General features: G+C 39.7%; 17 protein-coding genes and 8 tRNA genes. 20 read left to right on the top strand and 5 right to left on the bottom strand.

Annotated features, from left to right (window positions below; genetic code table 11):
• Window positions 1-5: 5 nt before the first annotated feature.
• Together ACNSN2_RS04640 and ACNSN2_RS04645 are read right to left on the bottom strand one after the other, a co-directional pair.
• A complete protein-coding gene (locus ACNSN2_RS04640) occupies window positions 6-749 on the bottom strand; it encodes a DUF3307 domain-containing protein (protein WP_418608656.1) in 744 nt (247 codons plus the stop codon).
• The gene (locus ACNSN2_RS04645; protein ID WP_138596424.1) at window positions 749-1,372 is read right to left on the bottom strand and encodes a hypothetical protein; all 624 of its coding nucleotides are present in this window, start codon (window positions 1,370-1,372) and stop codon (window positions 749-751) included. Before ACNSN2_RS04645 ends, ACNSN2_RS04640 begins: the two co-directional genes overlap by 1 nt.
• A gap of 139 nt (window positions 1,373-1,511) precedes the next feature.
• Here ACNSN2_RS04645 and ACNSN2_RS04650 point away from each other — a divergent pair, with 139 nt between their 5' ends.
• From ACNSN2_RS04650 to ACNSN2_RS04685, 8 genes are all read left to right on the top strand, one after another.
• Window positions 1,512-2,006, top strand: a complete 495-nt coding sequence (locus ACNSN2_RS04650; protein WP_054202185.1) for an NYN domain-containing protein — start codon at window positions 1,512-1,514, stop codon at window positions 2,004-2,006.
• A gap of 185 nt (window positions 2,007-2,191) precedes the next feature.
• A complete protein-coding gene (gene nudC, locus ACNSN2_RS04655) occupies window positions 2,192-3,118 on the top strand; it encodes an NAD(+) diphosphatase (protein WP_418608657.1) in 927 nt (308 codons plus the stop codon).
• A 3-nt stretch (window positions 3,119-3,121) separates the two neighbouring features.
• Window positions 3,122-4,300, top strand: coding sequence for a cystathionine beta-lyase (locus tag ACNSN2_RS04660; RefSeq protein WP_418608658.1), 1,179 nt, complete (start codon window positions 3,122-3,124; stop codon window positions 4,298-4,300).
• A gap of 143 nt (window positions 4,301-4,443) precedes the next feature.
• Window positions 4,444-5,271: an ABC transporter permease subunit gene (locus ACNSN2_RS04665; protein WP_010391471.1), complete on the top strand. Its 828-nt coding sequence runs from the start codon at window positions 4,444-4,446 to the stop codon at window positions 5,269-5,271.
• Window positions 5,268-6,176, top strand: a complete 909-nt coding sequence (locus tag ACNSN2_RS04670; protein WP_055013391.1) for an ABC transporter ATP-binding protein — start codon at window positions 5,268-5,270, stop codon at window positions 6,174-6,176. Before ACNSN2_RS04665 ends, ACNSN2_RS04670 begins: the two co-directional genes overlap by 4 nt.
• Complete coding sequence (locus ACNSN2_RS04675; protein WP_036983105.1) at window positions 6,176-6,550, top strand: PH domain-containing protein; 375 nt, start codon at window positions 6,176-6,178, stop codon at window positions 6,548-6,550. Before ACNSN2_RS04670 ends, ACNSN2_RS04675 begins: the two co-directional genes overlap by 1 nt.
• 208 nt (window positions 6,551-6,758) lie before the next feature.
• Entirely contained in the window at window positions 6,759-7,547 is a 789-nt protein-coding gene (locus ACNSN2_RS04680) for a putative porin (RefSeq protein WP_010391475.1), read from the top strand.
• Window positions 7,548-7,773: 226 nt separating this feature from the next.
• On the top strand, window positions 7,774-10,050 hold the full coding sequence (locus ACNSN2_RS04685; RefSeq protein ID WP_418608659.1) for an acyl-CoA dehydrogenase: 2,277 nt from the start codon (window positions 7,774-7,776) through the stop codon (window positions 10,048-10,050).
• Between the two features lie 76 nt (window positions 10,051-10,126).
• Here the strand turns inward: ACNSN2_RS04685 and ACNSN2_RS04690 are convergent, their stop codons facing one another.
• Complete coding sequence (locus ACNSN2_RS04690; protein ID WP_010391478.1) at window positions 10,127-10,576, bottom strand: hypothetical protein; 450 nt, start codon at window positions 10,574-10,576, stop codon at window positions 10,127-10,129.
• 145 nt (window positions 10,577-10,721) lie between these two features.
• Window positions 10,722-11,690 (bottom strand): cysteine synthase A, encoded by a 969-nt coding sequence (cysK, locus tag ACNSN2_RS04695; RefSeq protein WP_054202191.1) that lies wholly within the window; start codon window positions 11,688-11,690, stop codon window positions 10,722-10,724.
• A gap of 377 nt (window positions 11,691-12,067) precedes the next feature.
• Between cysK and ACNSN2_RS04700 the strand changes: the two genes are divergently transcribed.
• The 12 genes from ACNSN2_RS04700 to ACNSN2_RS04755 all read left to right on the top strand — a co-directional run bounded on the left by ACNSN2_RS04700 (window position 12,068) and on the right by ACNSN2_RS04755 (window position 17,584).
• The gene (locus ACNSN2_RS04700) at window positions 12,068-13,219 is read left to right on the top strand and encodes a dicarboxylate/amino acid:cation symporter (RefSeq protein ID WP_010391481.1); all 1,152 of its coding nucleotides are present in this window, start codon (window positions 12,068-12,070) and stop codon (window positions 13,217-13,219) included.
• A gap of 167 nt (window positions 13,220-13,386) precedes the next feature.
• Complete coding sequence (gene uvrY / locus ACNSN2_RS04705) at window positions 13,387-14,037, top strand: UvrY/SirA/GacA family response regulator transcription factor (protein ID WP_010391483.1); 651 nt, start codon at window positions 13,387-13,389, stop codon at window positions 14,035-14,037.
• A 9-nt stretch (window positions 14,038-14,046) separates the two neighbouring features.
• Window positions 14,047-15,870, top strand: coding sequence for an excinuclease ABC subunit UvrC (uvrC, locus tag ACNSN2_RS04710; RefSeq protein ID WP_055013395.1), 1,824 nt, complete (start codon window positions 14,047-14,049; stop codon window positions 15,868-15,870).
• Between the two features lie 42 nt (window positions 15,871-15,912).
• Entirely contained in the window at window positions 15,913-16,458 is a 546-nt protein-coding gene (gene pgsA, locus ACNSN2_RS04715) for a CDP-diacylglycerol--glycerol-3-phosphate 3-phosphatidyltransferase (protein ID WP_036933597.1), read from the top strand.
• Between the two features lie 141 nt (window positions 16,459-16,599).
• A tRNA-Gly gene (locus ACNSN2_RS04720) sits at window positions 16,600-16,675 on the top strand.
• A gap of 28 nt (window positions 16,676-16,703) precedes the next feature.
• Window positions 16,704-16,777: transfer RNA gene (locus tag ACNSN2_RS04725), tRNA-Cys, on the top strand.
• Window positions 16,778-16,813: 36 nt separating this feature from the next.
• Window positions 16,814-16,900 (top strand) — tRNA-Leu (locus ACNSN2_RS04730).
• Window positions 16,901-16,963: 63 nt separating this feature from the next.
• Window positions 16,964-17,039: transfer RNA gene (locus tag ACNSN2_RS04735), tRNA-Gly, on the top strand.
• Between the two features lie 39 nt (window positions 17,040-17,078).
• Window positions 17,079-17,165 (top strand) — tRNA-Leu (locus ACNSN2_RS04740).
• Window positions 17,166-17,292: 127 nt separating this feature from the next.
• A tRNA-Gly gene (locus tag ACNSN2_RS04745) sits at window positions 17,293-17,368 on the top strand.
• Between the two features lie 18 nt (window positions 17,369-17,386).
• Window positions 17,387-17,460 (top strand) — tRNA-Cys (locus ACNSN2_RS04750).
• A 37-nt stretch (window positions 17,461-17,497) separates the two neighbouring features.
• Window positions 17,498-17,584: transfer RNA gene (locus tag ACNSN2_RS04755), tRNA-Leu, on the top strand.
• 906 nt (window positions 17,585-18,490) lie between these two features.
• On the opposite strand, the gene ACNSN2_RS04760 is transcribed toward ACNSN2_RS04755, so the two are convergent.
• Window positions 18,491-19,909: an alanine/glycine:cation symporter family protein gene (locus tag ACNSN2_RS04760; protein ID WP_010391487.1), complete on the bottom strand. Its 1,419-nt coding sequence runs from the start codon at window positions 19,907-19,909 to the stop codon at window positions 18,491-18,493.
• Window positions 19,910-20,367: the final 458 nt, after the last annotated feature.

A 20,367-nucleotide genomic window follows, 5' to 3' on the forward strand; every position in this document is an offset into this window, starting at 1 on the left:
CTTTACTAACTGATTAAATAATTAACTGCTAACCCTACAAATAAAGTAACACTAACGCTCAGTAACGTCCCTAGCATCACATATTCAGTGAGTTGTTTATCTTTGCTGGCACTTAAGTCGCCAAATCTAAACACCGATTTAGCGGCAATTAAAAACCCAAGCCCTGCAAACTGATCTAATAAAATAAATGTCAGCATAAGTACTCTTTCAAGCATACCAATACTTTGTCCTGCTAAGGGGAGGCTACCATCACTAGAAAAGTGATTAGTTAAGCGCTCTAACATCATTCTTATAAATACCGCACTGGGGCTTAAAATAATAAGGTAACCAGTTATAATCCATAGCACTTTTGCGTTGCACAATAACGCCATTACATTGTCAGCAAATTGCTGATCGTCAGTTAGCCAAATACTTACCGCAATAATGACAGTGATATGTGCAATTTGGTCTAATAAAAAAGGCACTACGCCTTTATTTGAATACGATTTAGCAATATCAATAAAGTAGTGACTGATCATAATAATGCCGGTCGCCAGTAATACGCTGCTTAGTTGTTGCCAGCCAAAACTATATTCCCAAAGTGCCACAACGACTGCACTGGTAATTCCGTGAACCAATACATGGTAGTAAAGTTTTTTTGCTTTAAAATGACGGGTGTTTCTGTCGTTTACCCAGCTCATGGGTTGCCAATAAAAATCAGCGAGTAAGTGGCCAATAATCAGTGCGACGAGTAATAGTGAAAATTCCATTAGTCATGTCCTTGCTGTATGCTTTTAAGCTGTTGTTGTGCATGTAAAATAAATCGTTCTATCAGCTGATAGTTAGCAAGATTAAGCAGCTTAGTAACGTTTTCGCGGCTGGTGTTGAGCTCTTTAGCTAAAGCTGCATGGTTGTTATTAGCATGGGTTAAATATACATACAAAGCATTTGCTTGTTTTTGGGTTATTTTACACAGTAATACATCGACAAACGCTAGGTTTAGCTTAAAGCTCTCATCAACCGATTGATCTGCAATAGCAAATGTAAAACGCTGGTTTGTCATTTTATCTAGCTCATGACCAGAGAGAGTAAACGCAGAGCCTGTAGCAGTTTTTATACTCGTACTAGGGTTATCTATGTGCCCCAACGCCATGCTTTGGCGCAATTCATAGCCGGCAGATTTTAACTGTAGATAAATAAGAATAGCGGTGGTAACTAACTGTTCACTTTTATCGAGTTGTAGTTGAAATGCATCCCCACGGTAAATATCCCAAGATGTTGTTTTATTGCAATTTGCACGTAAACTTTGCTCTAGCTGGTAAAGCATGGCATCGTATTGTTGTTTAGGTATTTTTTGCGATTTAATAACATCGCCGCTGATCACACCAATCATAAAAATCCAGATAGATTATTTATATGTAACTAAATTTGGTTACATTGTTAAATGTAACCGTATTTGGTTACATTGGGTTTGGTAACTAATTTAGGTTACTTAACACGCAATTGCAAGTATTACTCATTGGGACATAAGAATGACCTCACAACAAAGCAGTAAACCTCGTGTAGGTATTTTTGTCGATGTACAAAATATTTATTACACCTGTCGCGAAAGCTACGGTAAAAACTTTGATTACAATGCCTTTTGGCGAATGATGGAGCAACAATACGATATAGAATGTGCGTTCGCCTATGCAATATACCGAGGTGATGAAAAGCAAAATCAGTTTCAAAATATTTTGCGCGCTATTGGCTTTGAAGTAAAACTAAAACCCTTTATTCAACGCCGTGACGGCAGTGCCAAAGGCGATTGGGATGTGGGTATAACCATAGATATGCTAGAGCAGGGGAAGCAGCTTGATAAAGTTATTTTACTCTCGGGTGACGGTGACTTTGCATTATTACTTGGGCATTTAAAAAATCAATATGATGTTCCGTGTGATGTATACGGTGCTGATAAATTAACCGCAGAGGTACTTAAGCAAAGTGCCGAGCAATTTCATTTAATTGACAAACAGCTACTACTTTAAAAAGTATAAGTATTGTATTTTTGATTTATTTTTGAGCAGAATGTTTGCGTTGATCATGAGAGTATTTAATACAACGGGTGCATAGATTAATTAAGCCTAATTTAGGCTTTTTTTATGGCGATAATAAATTGGGTTTAGTGGATGAGTATGGTAATTTTAAGATTCAATTAGTATCAAGGAATTACATGCTTAACTACAGTAATATGCCATTAGACAGAGGCTCAAATGCGCGCAAAGACCCTACTTGGGTAGACGCAAAAAAAACAGCAGACAGTTTATGGCTTTTAGTTAAAGGCAATCACACCTTATTTGCTAACAGTAGCCCTGAGGTGGTGTATTTAGCTTACCAACAAGTGGCACATTTAGATTTAACGCAGGCTATTCTTTTAGGATCAAATAAACAGGATAATGCCGTATTTGCGCTAGACGTAACTGAACTCGAAGAGTCGTTATTAGCAACGATTGTTGGTGATGCCCAGTTTGCAGATATTCGTCAATATGGTACTCAAGTAGCACTTGAAGATGGCTCAAATGCAGCGCTTGCTCGTGGGTTGTGTTACTGGCATGCCACTCATAGTTTTTGTGGTCGCTGTGGTACCAAAAATCACTTAGTTGAAGGGGGGCATTCACGTTTATGCGACAACGCAGCCTGTATGCACCAAACTTTTCCGCGTACCGATCCAGCCGTTATTATGGTAGTAACTAAAACATTTTCTGATGGGATTGAACGCTGCTTATTGGGTCGCCAAGCAACTTGGCCAAAAGGATTGTTTTCCTCGCTTGCCGGGTTTGTCGATCCAGGTGAAACCCTTGAACAAACCGTGATCCGAGAAGTAAAAGAGGAAGCGGGTATTACCGTGGAGAAAGCAGAGTATATTGCTTCTCAACCTTGGCCGTTTCCTTCATCAATCATGCTTGGTTTTATTGCCACAGCAAGCAGTGATGAAATAAGCACAGAGCAAGATGAACTTGAAGATGCACGATGGTTTTCTCGCCAAGAACTTGCGCAATTTAAAGATTGGCAACACGAGGGGGAGCATTTAAAGCTACCTAGAGCTGATTCGATTTCGCGTTATTTAATTGAATATTGGCGTACTCAGATAGAAGGATGAATCATGTCGAGCAAAAATAAAAATACCCAATTAGTGTCATCAGGGCGCAAAAAAGCGTACACCCATGGGGTAGTGAACCCGGTAGTTCAGCGTGCATCAACGATTGTATTTGATTCGGTGAGTGAGCTTAAAGAAGCGGCTAAAACACGCGGTGATAAAACGTTATTTTATGGCCGTCGTGGCACCACTACGCATTTTGCTCTGCAAGAGGCAATTACCGAACTCGAAGGCGGTGAGGGCTGTGCGTTATACCCATGTGGCGCGGCAGCGATAAGCCAAACTCTGTTATCGCTTTTAAAGTCCGGTGATCATATTTTAATAGTGGACACTGTTTACGAGCCAACCCGTGATTTTTGCGACAAGATATTAGCTGGGTTGGGTATTAGTACGACCTATTATCCGCCAATGATTGGCGCAGACATAAAAGAGTACATTCAAGACAATACCAAAATGTTGTTTTTAGAGTCTCCGGGTTCAATTACCATGGAAGTTCAAGACGTTCCCGCCATGGTAAAAGTGGCAAACGATCATAATGTAATGACAGTGCTTGATAACACCTATGGCAATGGCTTGCATTATCGCCCGCTTGAACATGGTGTTGATATTAGTATTCAAGCCGCCACCAAATATATTGTTGGCCACTCTGATGTGATGATGGGGGTTGCTGTAGCTAATAAAAAGTATTGGCCAACACTTCGTGAACACTCTTATTTACTCGGGCAATGCACCAGTGCAGATGATGCGTATTTGGCACTACGAGGCTTGCGTACCATGGCAGTGCGATTAAATCAGCATGAAAAAGCCGCGCTAGAAGTAGCAAAATGGCTTGAGCAACATGCGTTGGTTGATCATATTCGTCATCCTGCGTTTACAACATGCCCAGGCCATGAATTTTTCAAACGCGATTTTGACGGCAGTAATGGTTTATTTTCGTTTGTAATGAAAGCGGGTAATCAACACGCCATAGATGCTTTTTTAGATAGCTTACAACATTTCAAAATGGGCTTTTCGTGGGGGGGCTTCGAGAGCTTAGTAACGGCAAACCTATCGATGAAAGGGCTGCGCTCGCAAACAGGATGGGAGCATGGACCTGTTATTCGTTTGCACATTGGTTTGGAAGATGTTGAAGATTTAATTGCCGACTTACAGCAAGCATTAGCTATTTATGAGCAACATTTATAATTATTAATTGTTTAAATTACATTATTTGTTACAAAGCCTACCTCTGAGTAGGCTTTTTTTTGCTAGCAATTCAACGTGTTTACACTTAGTGTTGTTAAATAACGCTTATTTTAAAGTATGAACAACGTCATTAAGGATAGTCAATGGCAACACCATCACCAGTTAACGTAGGGCGCTTAACCCAAATCGCGGGTTTTGAGCTGGTACGTATGTTTTTAACTAAACGAGGGCTTATTGCACTGGCGGCTTTTGCGCTAGTGTGGCTTGTTATTTTACGTTACCCCATAGGCCAAGCTGTAGGTATAATCAGCTCGCCAGACTTTGAACAAATAGCCCGTGATATTTCCGGCTCTATTGGATTAAGTAAGTTACTTGATTGGCCTGAAGCCGAATTTGCTATGTATTGGCTTATTGCTTTGTATAGTTTTCCTGTTTTTAGCTTATTTATTTGTAGTGATCAAACCGTCGGTGACAGAGAGCGCGGTACGCTAAGGTTTTTATCATTACGCTCAACTCGCTTTGAAATACTCTTTGGTCGATTTTTAGGGCAGTTAGCGGTACTAACCTGTTTAGTTGGCATCACGCTTATAGCGACATTGGCGGTGCTCGGGTTTCGCGAGCCGAGCTTACTTGCTGGTGGCCTTGGTCGTGCTGTTTCAATATTTTTAATACTCATTGTTACTTTTACGCCGTTTGTAGCCTTAATGAGCTTAATTAATACTTTTGCGAGCTCATCTCGCTTATCTATTGTATTAGCTATTTTATATTTCACAGCCGGCGGCATTATTGTTGGATTACTGGAGTGGCAAATACCCGCATTAAGTGTGCTTGATTATTTATTCCCTGGTGTGCAAATAGAGTTATTAGCTGGACAAAACTTACCGTTATTGAGCGCATTAGCTATTCCACTTGTGCAAACAGCGGTGTTACTTGCAGTTGCTCAACGTATTTTTGCAAGGAGCTCATTATGAAATCATTAATAACAGGGCGTAATTTAAGTAAATCATACGGCTCAAAACTGGCTCTTGATAATGTGAATTTTGAGATTCAAAAAGGCGCGCCAGTTGCATTAGTTGGCCCTAATGGCGCAGGGAAAACCACTTTATTTAGTTTGTTGTGTGGCTATATCGCGCCTAGCATGGGTGAGCTTGAAATACTCGGCCATAAACCAGGTAGCGCGGCTTTATTTAATAAAGTGAGTGCGTTACCACAAGATGCACAGCTAGATCCGCGTTTTAATATAGATAAACAACTTAGCTTTTATGCCAAGCTACAAGGTATGGGCAGCAAGCAAAGCCAAATAGAGGCACTTCGAGTATTAGATTTAGTGGGTCTTAGCGAGGTTGCAAAAAACCGCGCAGGGGACTTATCTCACGGTATGCGCAAGCGTGTAACCATAGCACAAGCATTAATTGGTTCACCGCAAATTGTAATGTTAGATGAAGCCACCGCAGGGCTTGATCCGATTCATGCCAGAGAGGTCAGAGAGCTGGTGTCTGAGCTATCGTCTCAAGCGACGTTTATTTTAAGCTCTCATGATTTAACTGAACTAGAACGACTTTGCTCCCAAGTACTACATTTAGATAAAGGCATATTAAGCGAGCATCAAACTAAAGCGGCGAATACTGATAAGCACTTTTATACCTTAATGCTAAGTGAAGCGTATCAAAATGTGGAGCAACAACTGCAAGCAATTGAGGGTGTGAGTCGTGTTTATATGAGCCAACATAAAGAGTATGTGATTGAGTATCAACCAACTAGCGATTCACTTGACATCGCGCTATTGCAATTTTGCCACCAACATAATTGGCAGTATAGGCAGTTAGTAAATGGTCATACTCTAGAAAATCAAATATTTAAACAGGAGAAACTGTAATGGGATTATTTAGTGGTTTAATGGGTAACGCCAGTGAAGTGGATGATGCCGATTTAGAAAAAGTATTGGCTAATACGCTTATTGAAGGTGAGCGAGTTGAAAAGGCGTATAAAGTAGTTCGTGATATGTTTATCTTTACTAATAAGCGACTAATTTTATTAGATAAACAAGGTGTGACTGGTTCTAAAATGGAAATGATCAGTATTGCTTACTCTAAGATAACTAAGTTCAGCAAAGAAAGTGCGGGGCACTTTGATTTAGATGCAGAACTGAAAATTTGGGTTGGATCTGATCCAACGCCAATTAGCAAAGACTTTAAAGCTGGTGATAACATAAATGATGTTTATAGGATAATTAGCCAGTATTCATTATAGAAACAAACAAAAATCGGTGTAAAATTAAAGTAATTGTTTACAGTTTGTTGCGATTACTTTAACATAAATTACTCCAACACTTTCTTACAAATTCCCTAACAAATACAATTGCTTGATTCAGTTTTCGTTCAGTTTCGCGGCGTTAGCATACCCCCACTTTAGCAATGTAGTTAAAGTACAAAAACAATGTACATAGGGATGTTTCATTATGAAAAAGTTAGCAATTATTATTTCAGGTCTTTTATTATCAAGTGCTGCACACGCTGCAGATAGCTATCAATCAATCAGTAACTTAAACTACACAGATACTGATAACAACGATACTATCAGCGTGGACTCTACTTACTACTTCTCTCCAAAGAGCACACTAGGTCCATACGATCAATTCGAATACATCAATAAGCAAAGCAACGTATTTGGTGGCTACGCTGATGACGATTTTGGCGATGTGACTGCTATTGGCGGTGAATACTTCGTTGAAGATTTTGTTGTTGGTGCGTCTTACCAAAATGCTGATTACAACTCTAACAACGAGTCATACACACTTTCTGCTGGTTATTTCTTTAACCCAGATTTACTTGCAAAAGTAAGATTTGTTGATCAAAAAGATGGTGATAACGTTACATTCTTTTCTTTAGCATACAACCACATGCTAAACGATACAGATTACGTAGGTATCACTGTAGAATCAGATGATGATTTTGATTCTCGTTCAGTAGCTGCTAAATACTTTGTTGATTTACAACAAGGTAACTACTTAACAGTAGAAGGTACATTTGTAAGCCTTGACGAAGCAGATGACCAATGGAACGTAGAAACAAACTACTACTTCTCTAAAGCGACTTCTGTATTTGCATCTTACGATAAAGAAGACAACTACAGCTTTGGTGCTCAACACTTCATCAATAAAAACATTGGTTTAAAAGTGGGTTACGGCAACAACGCAGATGACTCAGATAACGATGCTTACTTTGCTAACATGCGTTTTCAGTTTTAATTAAGCGTTTAATCGCATAAATTAAAACCAGTTAAGTAGTAAAAAGCCCACACTTTGTGGGCTTTTTGCTGTGTGTAATAAATGCGTAACTCTACTTTATCGTTATATTTTAATTACAATAGAATCGGCTCATCATTTAGTGGCACTCCTCTGACAGCCCATTGTATTTAAATTAAGATCGGTCATAATTAAATCAATGTTTTTATAACTGTAAAGGAATGTGTTTATGTCAGTATTTATTATATTGCTGGTTGTGGTGATCGTGGTGTTTGCAATTAAAGATATCCGCCTTAATTTAATTACCCGACCCACTTTTAAAATGTTTAAAAAAGTATTACCGCCATTATCGCAAACAGAGCGAGAAGCCATGGAAGCAGGCGATGTTTGGTGGGATGGCGAGCTATTTAGTGGTGATCCTGATTGGCAAAAATTACACAACTATCCGCGTCCACAGTTAAGTGAAAAAGAAACTGCATTTATAGATAATCAAGTTGAAACTTTATTAGCCATGCTTGATGACTATAAAATTGTACAAAAAGACAAAGATTTACCTAAAGAGGTTTGGGACTTTTTAAAAACCGAAGGGTTTTTTGCAATGATCATCCCAGAAAAATTTGGGGGTCTTGAATTCTCTGCTATTGCTAATTCCACCATAGTGTCAAAAATTGCGACTAAAAGCTTAACAGCCGCCGTGACGGTCATGGTACCCAATAGCTTAGGTCCTGGTGAGTTATTACTGCACTACGGAACAACTGAGCAACAAGAGCGCTGGCTACCTAGCCTTGCAAAAGGCGACGATGTGCCTTGTTTTGCATTAACGGGCCCTGAGGCTGGCTCAGATGCTGGCAGTATTCCTGATTCTGGTGTGGTGTGCAAAGGCGAGCATGATGGTAAGGAAGTGTTGGGGCTGCGTTTAAATTGGTCAAAACGCTATATCACACTTGCGCCAGTTGCGACTGTGTTAGGGCTTGCATTTAAAATGTACGATCCAGATGGGTTGTTAGGCGATGAAAAAGAGCTTGGCATTACGTGTGCACTCATTCCAACCGATCACCCAGGTGTTAAAACAGGTGAGCGTCATTACCCCCTAAATATGGCGTTTATGAATGGCACAACGTACGGTAAAGATGTATTTATTCCGCTTGATTGGATTATAGGTGGTCAGCAAGGGGCAGGACGAGGTTGGCGCATGCTAGTTGAATGTTTAAGTGCAGGGCGTGGTATTTCGTTACCGGCATTAAGCACTGCAACAGGGCATTTAGCGGCTAAAATGACTTCGGCTTACTCTGTTGTTCGACAACAGTTTGGTGTGTCAATTGGTCAATTTGAAGGGGTTCAAGAAGGGTTAGCACGTATTGGTGGCCTAACTTATGCGCTGGAATCGTGCAGATTAATGACAGCTGGTGCTATTGATTTAAAACTAAGTCCATCAGTAGTAACAGCTATTGCAAAATACCATATGACCGAAATGGGTCGAACAGTAATGAATGATGCGATGGACATTCATGCAGGTAAAGGGATTCAGGTTGGGCCTAATAACTATTTAGCACATGGCTATATGGGTATTCCGGTTTCGATTACGGTTGAGGGCGCTAATATTTTAACTCGTAATTTAATGATATTTGGCCAAGGCGCTACTCGTTGTCATCCGTTTGTATTAAAAGAAATGGAAGCGGCTTCAATGGAAGATGATGACGCGGCATTAGAGCAATTTGATGGTCTATTGATGAACCACATAGTGTTTGCTATTAGCAATGCAAGCATGGCTTTAGTGCATGGTTTAACTCGCAGCCACTTTGCCAAAGCACCTGTGTGCGGAGAAACCGCGGCCTACTATAAACAATTAGGGAGAATGAGCCGAGGACTTGCGTTTACAACAGATGTTGCAATGTTGATGTTAGGTGGTGAACTTAAACGCAAAGAAATGATATCGGCACGTTTAGGCGATGTATTAAGTCATTTGTATATTGCTTCTACCGTGTTAAAACGTTTTGAAGATGAAGGGCGTCAACAAGCTGATTTACCTTTTGTTAAGTATGCAATAGAGACGTCATTATATGAAATAGGTCAAGCATTTGACGGTTTCTTTAAAAATTTCTCTAACCCGGTGGTTAACTTTGCCCTTAAACGCATTGTGTTTCCGTTAGGTAATCATTATCACAAACCAAGTGATACCACTTCACAAAGTATTTGTGAACACATGACTCAACCAGGCGTGTTTCGAAACAGGCTTACTCATTTGTGCTACATCGATGAGAAGGCAGGCACTGGAGTGATGGAAAATGCTTTTTTAGCGATGCACGACATGCAAAATCAATTTAAACATTTAAAGCAGTGGCAACGAAAAGGTAAGGTACCTGCAACTTTTGATATTGAACAAGCTATTGAGTACGCTCTTGAGCATGAGTTACTTACTAAATTAGATGCTGAAGCTATGCATCATGCTAATAAATTACGAATGCAGGCTATTGCGGTAGATAATTTTAAACCTGAAGATTTCTAACATTGTACTCAAGCACTAAAAAAGCCTTAAACTTATAATTTAAGGCTTTTTTATATATTTTTAGATTGAACGTTGATCAGCGCCCATAAGGATCGGCGATGATTTTATCTACGTACCATTTACCTTTTATTTTTAGCATTTCGATACTGCGAAAGTCATCAATTTTTTTTCCATTAAAATAACCAGTAAATACAATATTTATCTTAGCGTGATTACCGTACTGTTCTCGCAGGCTTGAATTTGACATATCAATTTCAATTACCACTTCATCGAATTGTAAATTAATAAGACTACGGGCAAATTGTTTTGCTGTACCGTAAGATTTCATTATGCGAGCTAGCTTAGGCGTTGCGAAATTACTGGCTTTTTGCAAGTTATGTTGATTATAAAGCGCATCAAAATACACTGTGGCGGTATCGCCTGGACGATCATTGTCAATGTACTGTTCTTTAGGTTTAGTATTGTCATTACAGCCAACGATCAAAATACTAAAAATGAGCACAAAAGAAGTTAAAATTGTTTTCATATTTGGTCAGGTTGATTACTCATACACAAAGTGTGTGATGGAATGGAGGAGATGTAAAGAGGATAGGACTAAATAGGTGTTAACTTATTAAAAAAGCAATAAAAAAGGATGTTAAAAAACATCCTTTTTTAATAGTGTTGTTCGATTACTGAACAAGCTCTTGTTCGGAAAACTCTTCATCAAACATGGGGCTTGATAAGTAACGTTCTGTTGCGCTTGGTAAAATAACCACAATGCTTTTATCTGCATTTTCAGGACGCTCAGCAATACGCTTTGCTGCAACCACGGCTGCACCCGATGAAATACCGACTAAGATCCCTTCTTTTTTCATTAGTTCATGACACATTGCGATACATTCATCATTAGATACTTGTTCTACGCCATCAATAATTGATAGGTCTAAATTCCCAGGAATAAAGCCTGCGCCAATGCCTTGTATTTTATGTGGTCCTGGTTTTACCTCTTCACCGGCAAGTGTTTGGCTAATCACTGGCGAGTGGCTTGGCTCTACAGCTATTGATTTTACATTAAGGCCTTTCTCTTTTTTAAGATAACGACTAACACCTGTAATAGTGCCGCCAGTACCAACACCTGCAACAAAGAAATCGATTTTGCCATCAAGTGCATTAAAAATTTCTGGGCCCGTTGTTTCAAAGTGAATTTTAGGGTTTGCTGGGTTTTCGAACTGTTGTAGCAAAATAAACTTATCTGGGTCTGCTGCTTGAATTTCTTTGGCTTTAGCAATAGCGCCGTTCATGCCTTTAGCGCCATCTGTGAGCACTAGGTTAGCACCGAGTGCCTTTAATAGTTTACGACGTTCTAAGCTCATGGTGTTTGGCATTGTAAGCGTTAGTTTGTAACCGCGAGAAGCCGCTACAAATGCCAATGCAATACCCGTATTGCCTGATGTTGGCTCTATAAGTTCTTTGTCTTTGGTTAGTTGACCTGATTTTTCAGCTTCCCAAATCATTGATGCACCAATACGGCATTTGATACTAAAGCTAGGATTACGTGATTCAACTTTAGCGTATACATTCCCACCTGTAACACGGTTAAGTTTTACCAACGGTGTGTTACCGATGCTTAGTGAGTTATCTTCAAAAATAGTAGACATAATGTTCCTTTAGGTACAATCTGATCAACACGTTAACAGCTATTCTGTTAACTTTATAAGCCTACTTTACTGTGAGATAAAAAAAGTTAAAGTAAGCTTTGGCTATAACATATATTAATTACGCTTATAACGGATTGAACTAAAAACTCAATCTGTTAATTTTTTAGTTATTAAAAAGGCGAACTTGAAATCATTTGTTCGTTTTTAACTTTGTACTTTATCTTTTCTTTATGTAGTCGTTATTTAAACAAATCAACACAACACACTTATATTTTGTTGTTTAATTGTGCAAATGAACTGCGGTTGAACAGTTTATTGACACAAACTATTCAAAACATGGTAAAAACACATTATCTAAATTCAATAAAGTAATCACCATGAAGTTAATCTTAAAATTAATTGCCGGTATTGTGGCCGGTATCTTAGTCGGGCTCTACATTCCCTTAACTGGCGTTGAGCTTTTATACACAGTAAAAGAGCTTATCGGCCAGCTTATTAGTTTTACAATTCCACTGATTATTTTATTTTTTATTGCCTCTGGGATTGCCGGGCTTCCTAAAGGATCAGGGCATCTACTGGGGAAAACGGTGGGTTTTGCGTATGGCTCAACAATTATAGCCGGTACCTTAGCGTTTTTATTAGTAACAGCGGTTATTCCGTTTTTAAGCGGCGGTATTTCATTTGAAGCTGAAGCAGTGACCGAAGTAGGAAGCTTTATTGACTTAGAAATTCCACCGTTAATGGGTGTAATGACTGCTTTAGTTACAGCATTTGTATTTGGTATTGGTATGAGCCAGCTTGGCTTAGACACATTAAAAACTGTGTCTGATCAGGGGCGCGATATTATTGATGGTTTACTTTCAAAAGTAATTATTCCGGCATTACCGTTTTACATTGCGGGTGTATTTGCTGAAATGACCGTAGCAGGCACCGTTGTTGATACATTACAAGCATTTGGTGTAGTACTTATTGCTGCATTAGTGATGCATTGGTTATGGTTGAGTGTTTTATACATTACCTCAGGCCTATTACTTAAGCGTAATCCTATTGAGCTAATTAAAAATATGTTACCTGCGTACTTTACTGCATTAGGAACCATGTCGAGTGCGGCAACCATTCCAGTATCTTTGCAATCAAGTAAAGCAAATAACGTTAAAGAGGATGTAGCTAACTTTACAGTGCCATTATGCGCCACTATTCATTTGTCAGGTTCAACAATTACAATAGTTACCTGTGCTATGGCTGTAATGTTTTTATCGCCTAGCATGGAAGTACCTTCATTAATGGCTATGTTGCCATTCATTATGATGTTAGGTGTTGTGATGATTGCAGCGCCAGGCGCCCCAGGTGGTGCAGTAATGTCGGCGTTAGGTTTATTAACTAGCATGCTTGGTTTCAACGAAGGTGCAGTGGCACTAATGATTGCGCTGTACCTTGCACAAGATAGCTTCGGCACTGCGTGTAATGTAACTGGCGACGGTATCATTGCTTTGTGGGTAGACCGTTTTAGTGAAAAAGCCTCAGCTTAAATCACTATGGTGTATTTACCTACGATAGGTAAATACGCTTTGACAATATTGGGTCATAGCGACCGACGGCGAAAGCATAATATTAGTTATGGTTTCGTCGTATCTATGCTAATGTTGAAAATTAATTTTGTTAACTTGCATCTTATTAGGCTAGTGAGGGTGTTCCATTGATTAACGTACTTTTAGTTGATGACCATGAACTTGTGCGCACAGGGATCAGACGTATTCTTGATGACATACGTGGTTTTAAAGTAATAGGTGAAGCTAAAACAGGCGAAGAGGCTGTACAGTTTTGTCGTCAACATGCGCCAAATATAGTATTAATGGATATGAACATGCCTGGTATGGGCGGGCTTGAGGCAACTAAAAAGATTTGCCGTTACTGCCCTGATGTAAAAATTATTGTGCTTACTGTTAATTGCGAAGACCCATTTCCAAGTAAGGTCATGCAAATTGGTGCTCATGGCTTTTTAACCAAAGGTGCTGGATCTGATGAAATGGTTCGCGCTATACGCTGTGTGCATGCAGGACAACGCTATATTGCTCCAGAAATAGCGCAACAGATTGCACTTGCGCAGGTAACCGGGCGTACCGATGAAAACCCATTTCAAAGCCTATCCGAGCGTGAACTACAAATTATGCTGATGATCACCAAAGGTGAAAAAGCACAGGATATCGCTGATCGCTTAAATTTAAGTTCTAAAACAGTAAACAGTTATCGCTATCGCATGTTTGAAAAGCTTAACGTAGGAGGCGATGTAGAGCTTACTCATTTAGCCATACGTTACAAAATGATTGATATAGATATCTCTTACTAGTCGGTATATATGTCTGAATTTGATCATGTCCAGTTTTTAAAAACATTATCGAGTGAGCCTGGCGTTTATCGCATGCTCGATAATGACAACCAAGTTATCTATGTCGGTAAAGCTAAAAGTTTAAAAAAGCGGGTAAGTAGTTACTTTCGTAGTAATATAACCGATAGTAAAACCCGTGTTTTAGTAAGTAATATTTGTAATATTGAAGTCACGCTTACTAATACAGAGACAGAAGCTTTACTGCTCGAAAACAACCTCATTAAAAAATATCAGCCACGTTATAATATTCTGTTACGTGATGATAAGTCGTACCCTTATATACTGCTCACAAATCATAAGCATCCTCGCTTAGCCTTTCATCGTGGTAGCAGAAAAGTAAAAGGTGAATATTTTGGTCCGTTTCCAAGCGCGGGGGCGGTTTCTGAAAGCTTACGCTTAATGCAAAAAATATTTCCGGTACGTCAATGCGAAGATGCCTACTACCGTGCGCGTAGTCGCCCTTGCTTACAGTATCAATTAAAACGTTGTTCTGCGCCGTGTGTTAATAAAGTCTCTGAAGATGAATACGCGCAGCAAGTTGATTATGTCCGCAAGTTTTTAACTGGTAAATCTCATGAAGTAATAGCCGATCTCATTGCTAAAATGGAAAAAGCCAGTGAGCAGCTTAATTTTGAACTTGCAGCTAAAGTTCGCGACCAAATTATGTTGCTGCGTAAAATGCAGGAGCAGCAATCTATCTCCGGCAATTTTGCGGAAATGGATGTGGTCGGCTTTGCCCATTTAAACGGTTTAAATGGGATTCATCTATTAATGATTCGCGATCATAAAGTGCTGGGTAGTAAAACTTATTTTCCAAAGGTGCCTAAAGACTCACAAGAGCAAGAAATTTTAACCTCTTTCTTAGGCCAGTATTATTTAGCCCCAGGTGCGACAGGGCGCATTGCTAAAGAAATCATTTTACCATTTGAAATAGAAGAAAGTGATGCACTAGGTGAAGCCTTGACCCAAATTAGTGAACGTAAAGTATCGCTTAAAGTGGTTACCCGTGGTGAGCGAGCACAGTACTTACAGTTAGCGAATAAAAATGCATTAAATAGTATTACGGTTAAGCAAAGCACTCAAGACTCGATAAATAAGCGTTATGCGCAATTAAAGGCTACTTTGCGTCTTGATGATATTAATCGCATGGAATGTTTTGATATCAGTCACACCATGGGTGAAAACACAGTGGCCAGTTGTGTTGTATTTGATTCTCAAGGCCCTAACAATAAAGAGTATCGTCGTTATAACGTGACCGGTATTACCGGTGGTGATGATTACGCCGCTATGGAATTTGCACTAAACAAACGTTACAACAAGTTGGTTGATGAGGAGAAAATTCCCGATGTTATTTTTATCGATGGTGGTAAAGGTCAATTAGGTAGAGCAGAGCAATACTTCGAAAACTGGCCGCATTCAAAAATGCCGCTATTAGTCGGTGTTGCAAAAGGCACTAGCCGTAAGCCAGGTCTTGAAACCTTGCTTATAGATGGCGGGCGTAAAACAATTCCTATGGATTCTGATGCACCAGCGCTTCATTTGATCCAGCATATACGCGATGAATCCCATCGTTTTGCAATTGCAGGGCACCGTAATAAGCGGCAAAAACAACGCACTCAGTCATTATTAGAGGAAATAGATGGCGTAGGTTCAAAGCGTCGACAAACATTATTAAAATATTTAGGGGGCATGCAAGGTGTAAAAGCTGCTAATATAGAACAGCTAAAGAAAGTTCCTGGGATCAGTCCTGACATGGCTGAGAAGATATTTAACCATTTGCATGACAAGGGCTAGCCCTATGTGCGAATATAGAAAAAAAGACATATCCAAGTAGTTATGTGGAATATTCCAAACACACTCACAACGTTTAGACTCTTTCTTATCCCCATTTTTTTGGTGATATTTTATATGCCTTATTCATGGGCGTTCTTTGTTGCTGCCTTTATTTTTTGGCTGGCTTCGATCACAGATATACTTGATGGCTATTTAGCCCGTAAACTTGAGCAATCAACGCCTTTTGGTGCATTTTTAGACCCGGTTGCTGATAAAGTAATGGTGTGTGCTGCCTTGGTTGCATTATCTGAGCATTACCAATCTTTGTATATGACCATTCCCGCGCTTATTATTATTAGCCGTGAAATTGTTATATCGGCGCTACGCGAATGGATGGCTGAACAGGGGAAACGCGGTAACGTAGCTGTATCCGATATGGGTAAGTTAAAAACCGCAGCTCAAATGTTAGCCATTATCGGTTTAATTTGGCAGTACGATAGCTGGATGATGTATTTAAGTTATGGCTTGCTTTATATAGCCACATTTTTAACGCTTAGTTCTATGGTGCAATATTTAGTTGCAGCATGGGGAGAATTGACCAAAAATTGATTGTAAACGTCTAATAACGCACCATTTTAGATAAAAAATAATCAAACAGTTCAAAAGTAGCATTTTTTGTGTTGACGCGTTTAATAATCTCTGTAGAATGCGTCCGTGTTGAGAGGGCATAGCCCCCTAGATAAACATAAAGCGGCACTAGCTCAGTTGGTAGAGCGCGACCTTGCCAAGGTCGAGGTCACGAGTTCGAGCCTCGTGTGCCGCTCCAGTTTATCTTAAAGCTAACCTAGTATTGAGGCGGAATGGCAGAGTGGCCATGCACCGGATTGCAAATCCGTTTACCCCGGTTCGACTCCGGGTTCCGCCTCCAATCAACACTCCACACGCTTTAATTAGCAAACTCGATGCCCGAGTGGTGGAATTGGTAGACACAAGGGATTTAAAATCCCTCGACTAACAAGTCGTGCCGGTTCAAGTCCGGCCTCGGGCACCACTTTGTGGTTTGGTTACATACACCAATATGTAACTTATAAAAATTATTTAGAATTAATATGATGCGGCACTAGCTCAGTTGGTAGAGCGCGACCTTGCCAAGGTCGAGGTCACGAGTTCGAGCCTCGTGTGCCGCTCCATATTAGTTTTATCCACTTGCTTTAAATAGCAAACTCGATGCCCGAGTGGTGGAATTGGTAGACACAAGGGATTTAAAATCCCTCGACTAACAAGTCGTGCCGGTTCAAGTCCGGCCTCGGGCACCACTTTTAATTATTGACCAAGTTAATTAAAAGTTTGATAAATACTTATTTATGGCACTAACTCAGTTGCCAGAACGTTTTACCGCGACATGGTCGCGCACCAACGTACAAATTACTGATAAAGTTTTATGCGGCACTAGCTCAGTTGGTAGAGCGCGACCTTGCCAAGGTCGAGGTCACGAGTTCGAGCCTCGTGTGCCGCTCCAAATTATTTGATATGTTTAGGCGGAATGGCAGAGTGGCCATGCACCGGATTGCAAATCCGTTTACCCCGGTTCGACTCCGGGTTCCGCCTCCAAATAATTACTCCACACGCTTTAATTAGCAAACTCGATGCCCGAGTGGTGGAATTGGTAGACACAAGGGATTTAAAATCCCTCGACTAACAAGTCGTGCCGGTTCAAGTCCGGCCTCGGGCACCACTTTATACTTTCCTTGTTTATTCTAGTTTAACCATTATTTGATTAAACCATTAATTATAAAATCGCATCATCAAACTAGTATCTATTCCTTACACAAAATTATTTCGTTTGTTTAAAACCTTTATGTCTCACATTTTTTAAAAAGCCTATCCCATCAATGTATTACCTTTGATCTTTTTTATAGCTAAACTTGACGGTAGCTACAGAAAAAACTCTCATTTAGAACAAAACACTAAATTTAAGCTTTGCTATATAAGACTTTTATACCTCAAAATAGACTACCTAATACTAAGCGGTTTATATAAAAAGCAGTGGTATAAGGCTCTTAAATGGAGGTGTGGCTGTGCTTCGTTTGATACATAAGCGAAAGTCGGCATACGCTTATTTCTATTAACACCATTACAATGCCACAAAATTTATTAAGAGTATTGATGTAAACTGCTTAACTAATCGCTTATAAGGAGGTATGAGAAGTTTGATGATGCTAATGTGTTTGATTGGGTCTCACTAGGTGGGTACTGCTATTAGTAATATAATACCAATCCGCAATAATACGTAATCATTTTACGGAGCTAAACGTGTCACTAGCTGCGTTAAAAAAGTCTCATTTAGAACAACTAAATAGCAAATTTTTTGCCTAGCTATCAACACGTTTTTCCAGCCTCAAAATAGACCACTTAATTAAGCGAATTGGTATAAAGACGAGGCTTATACCAATCCGCAATAATACTTAATCATTTTGAGAGTCGAAACTTGACGCTAATAAACATCGAAATTGTTGCTTTGCTATTAACACGATTTCTCTACCTCAAAATAGACTACTTAATTAAACGAATGGGTACTAGACAATAAAAAACCCGAAATGGCCATGGCCGTTTCGGGTTTTTAACTTAAATCTCTTTAAAGTTATTTGTGCCAAATACCTTTCGGAATAGTTTTATTAAGCTTGTTGTTTTTACTTGGATCAAACGTCGGTAACTTTCCAGCACGTCGTTGAGCGTTGTAATCTTTGGCAAGCCATACCACAACTCCTGAGAGCATAAATAGCGCGATTACGTTTACAATCGCCATTAGGCCCATAGACACATCAGCTAGAGTCCACACTAATGGTAATTCACCAAGGGCACCAAACATCACCATACCTAACACTAATAATCTGAAGATCAGCATGCCAGATGCATGGTTATGCTCTAAAAACAATAAGTTCGTTTCTGCATAAGAATAGTTAGCTACAATTGATGTAAAAGCAAAAAACAAAATAGCGACTGCAACAAATATTGCACCCCAGCTACCAACATGTTCCTCAAGCGCTGCTTGTGTAAGTGCTATACCCGTTACATCAGAGCCTGGTACTAACTGTTCTGATAATAAAATAAGTGCAGCGGTAGCTGTACAAATTATAATGGTATCTACAAAGACACCTAGCATTTGTACATAACCTTGTGATGCAGGGTGAGGTGGGTTAGGAGTTGCAGTTGCTGCAGCGTTAGCTGCGCTACCCATACCCGCTTCGTTTGAGAATAATCCGCGCTTGATCCCTTGGATCATTGCTTGCATAACACCATAACCAATTGCACCAGCGCCAGCTTGTTCAAGACCAAAGGCACTTCTAATTACATGCATAAACACATCAGGCAACTCAGTGTAATTTACAGCACATATATATAGTGCAACAATTAAGTAGGCAGCAGCCATAAATGGCACTGCTAATTCAGCAAATCGTGAAATTGTTTTTAGGCCACCAAATATGATGATGCCTGAACCAATTACAAGTGCAATACCTACTATATAGTTAGGAATACCAAAGGCGACTTCAAAAGCTGCAGCGATAGAGTTTGACTGTACCGCATTAAAAACTAATCCAAAGGCTAAAATTAAACATAGTGAGAACACGATGCCCATCCAGCGCTTGCCAAGTCCGTATTCCATATAATAAGCAGGGCCTCCACGGAAGTTGCCTTCTTCATCGCGTATTTTGTAAGCTTGAGCCAATGTGCTTTCTGCAAAACTAGTGGCCATACCGATCAAAGCAATTAACCACATCCAAAAAATAGCACCAGCACCACCTAAATAAAGTGCGACTGCAACACCTGCCATATTACCGGTACCAACACGGGCGGCTAAAGAAGTACAGAAAGCTTGAAAAGAGGAAATACCGCCATCTGACCCTTGGCGACTTTGAAACATGACTTTAATCATGTGTGGGAATTGTACAAATTGGATGAAACCAAGACGTATGGTAAAAAATAGCCCAGCGGCTATTAATAAGTACACTAAAATATGACCCCATAAGAGACCACTTATACTATTTATTATATCTGTCATGTGTGTTGCCTAGTGAACGAGTTGTAAATATGCGCCGCAACTTACCACAAGCAAGGTAAATAGTTTAGTAAACAGCGCAAAAAAATGAGTTATCCACAGGGTTTTGTGGGTATCTTGTGTGTCTGGGTGGGGTATCTTTGGGGTAAAAATTAAATGCAAAAAAGCGTTTAAAAACGCTTGCGTTAAAATCGATTCGCCCTATAATGCGACCCCACTGAGACGGCAGAGCAGGCAACGCTTAGCGAGGCAAGCAAGACACTTAGTAAGTCGAGTAAAACTTGAGTTTAGATTTTTTAAAAAGTTTAAAATTAAGTGTTGACAAAAAAATAGGAAAGCGTAATATGCGCAGCCCTAGCGAGATAAAGTTTAACGCTTTAATCGCAACGTTCTTTAACAATATAAAGCAATCATCTGTGTGGGCACTCGTACAGATTGAGTTCTAACAGCCAAGCTTAGTT

Origin of the sequence: Pseudoalteromonas sp. US3C1013 (genome assembly GCF_048401115.1) — a bacterium.
GTDB lineage: Bacteria > Pseudomonadota > Gammaproteobacteria > Enterobacterales > Alteromonadaceae > Pseudoalteromonas > Pseudoalteromonas undina.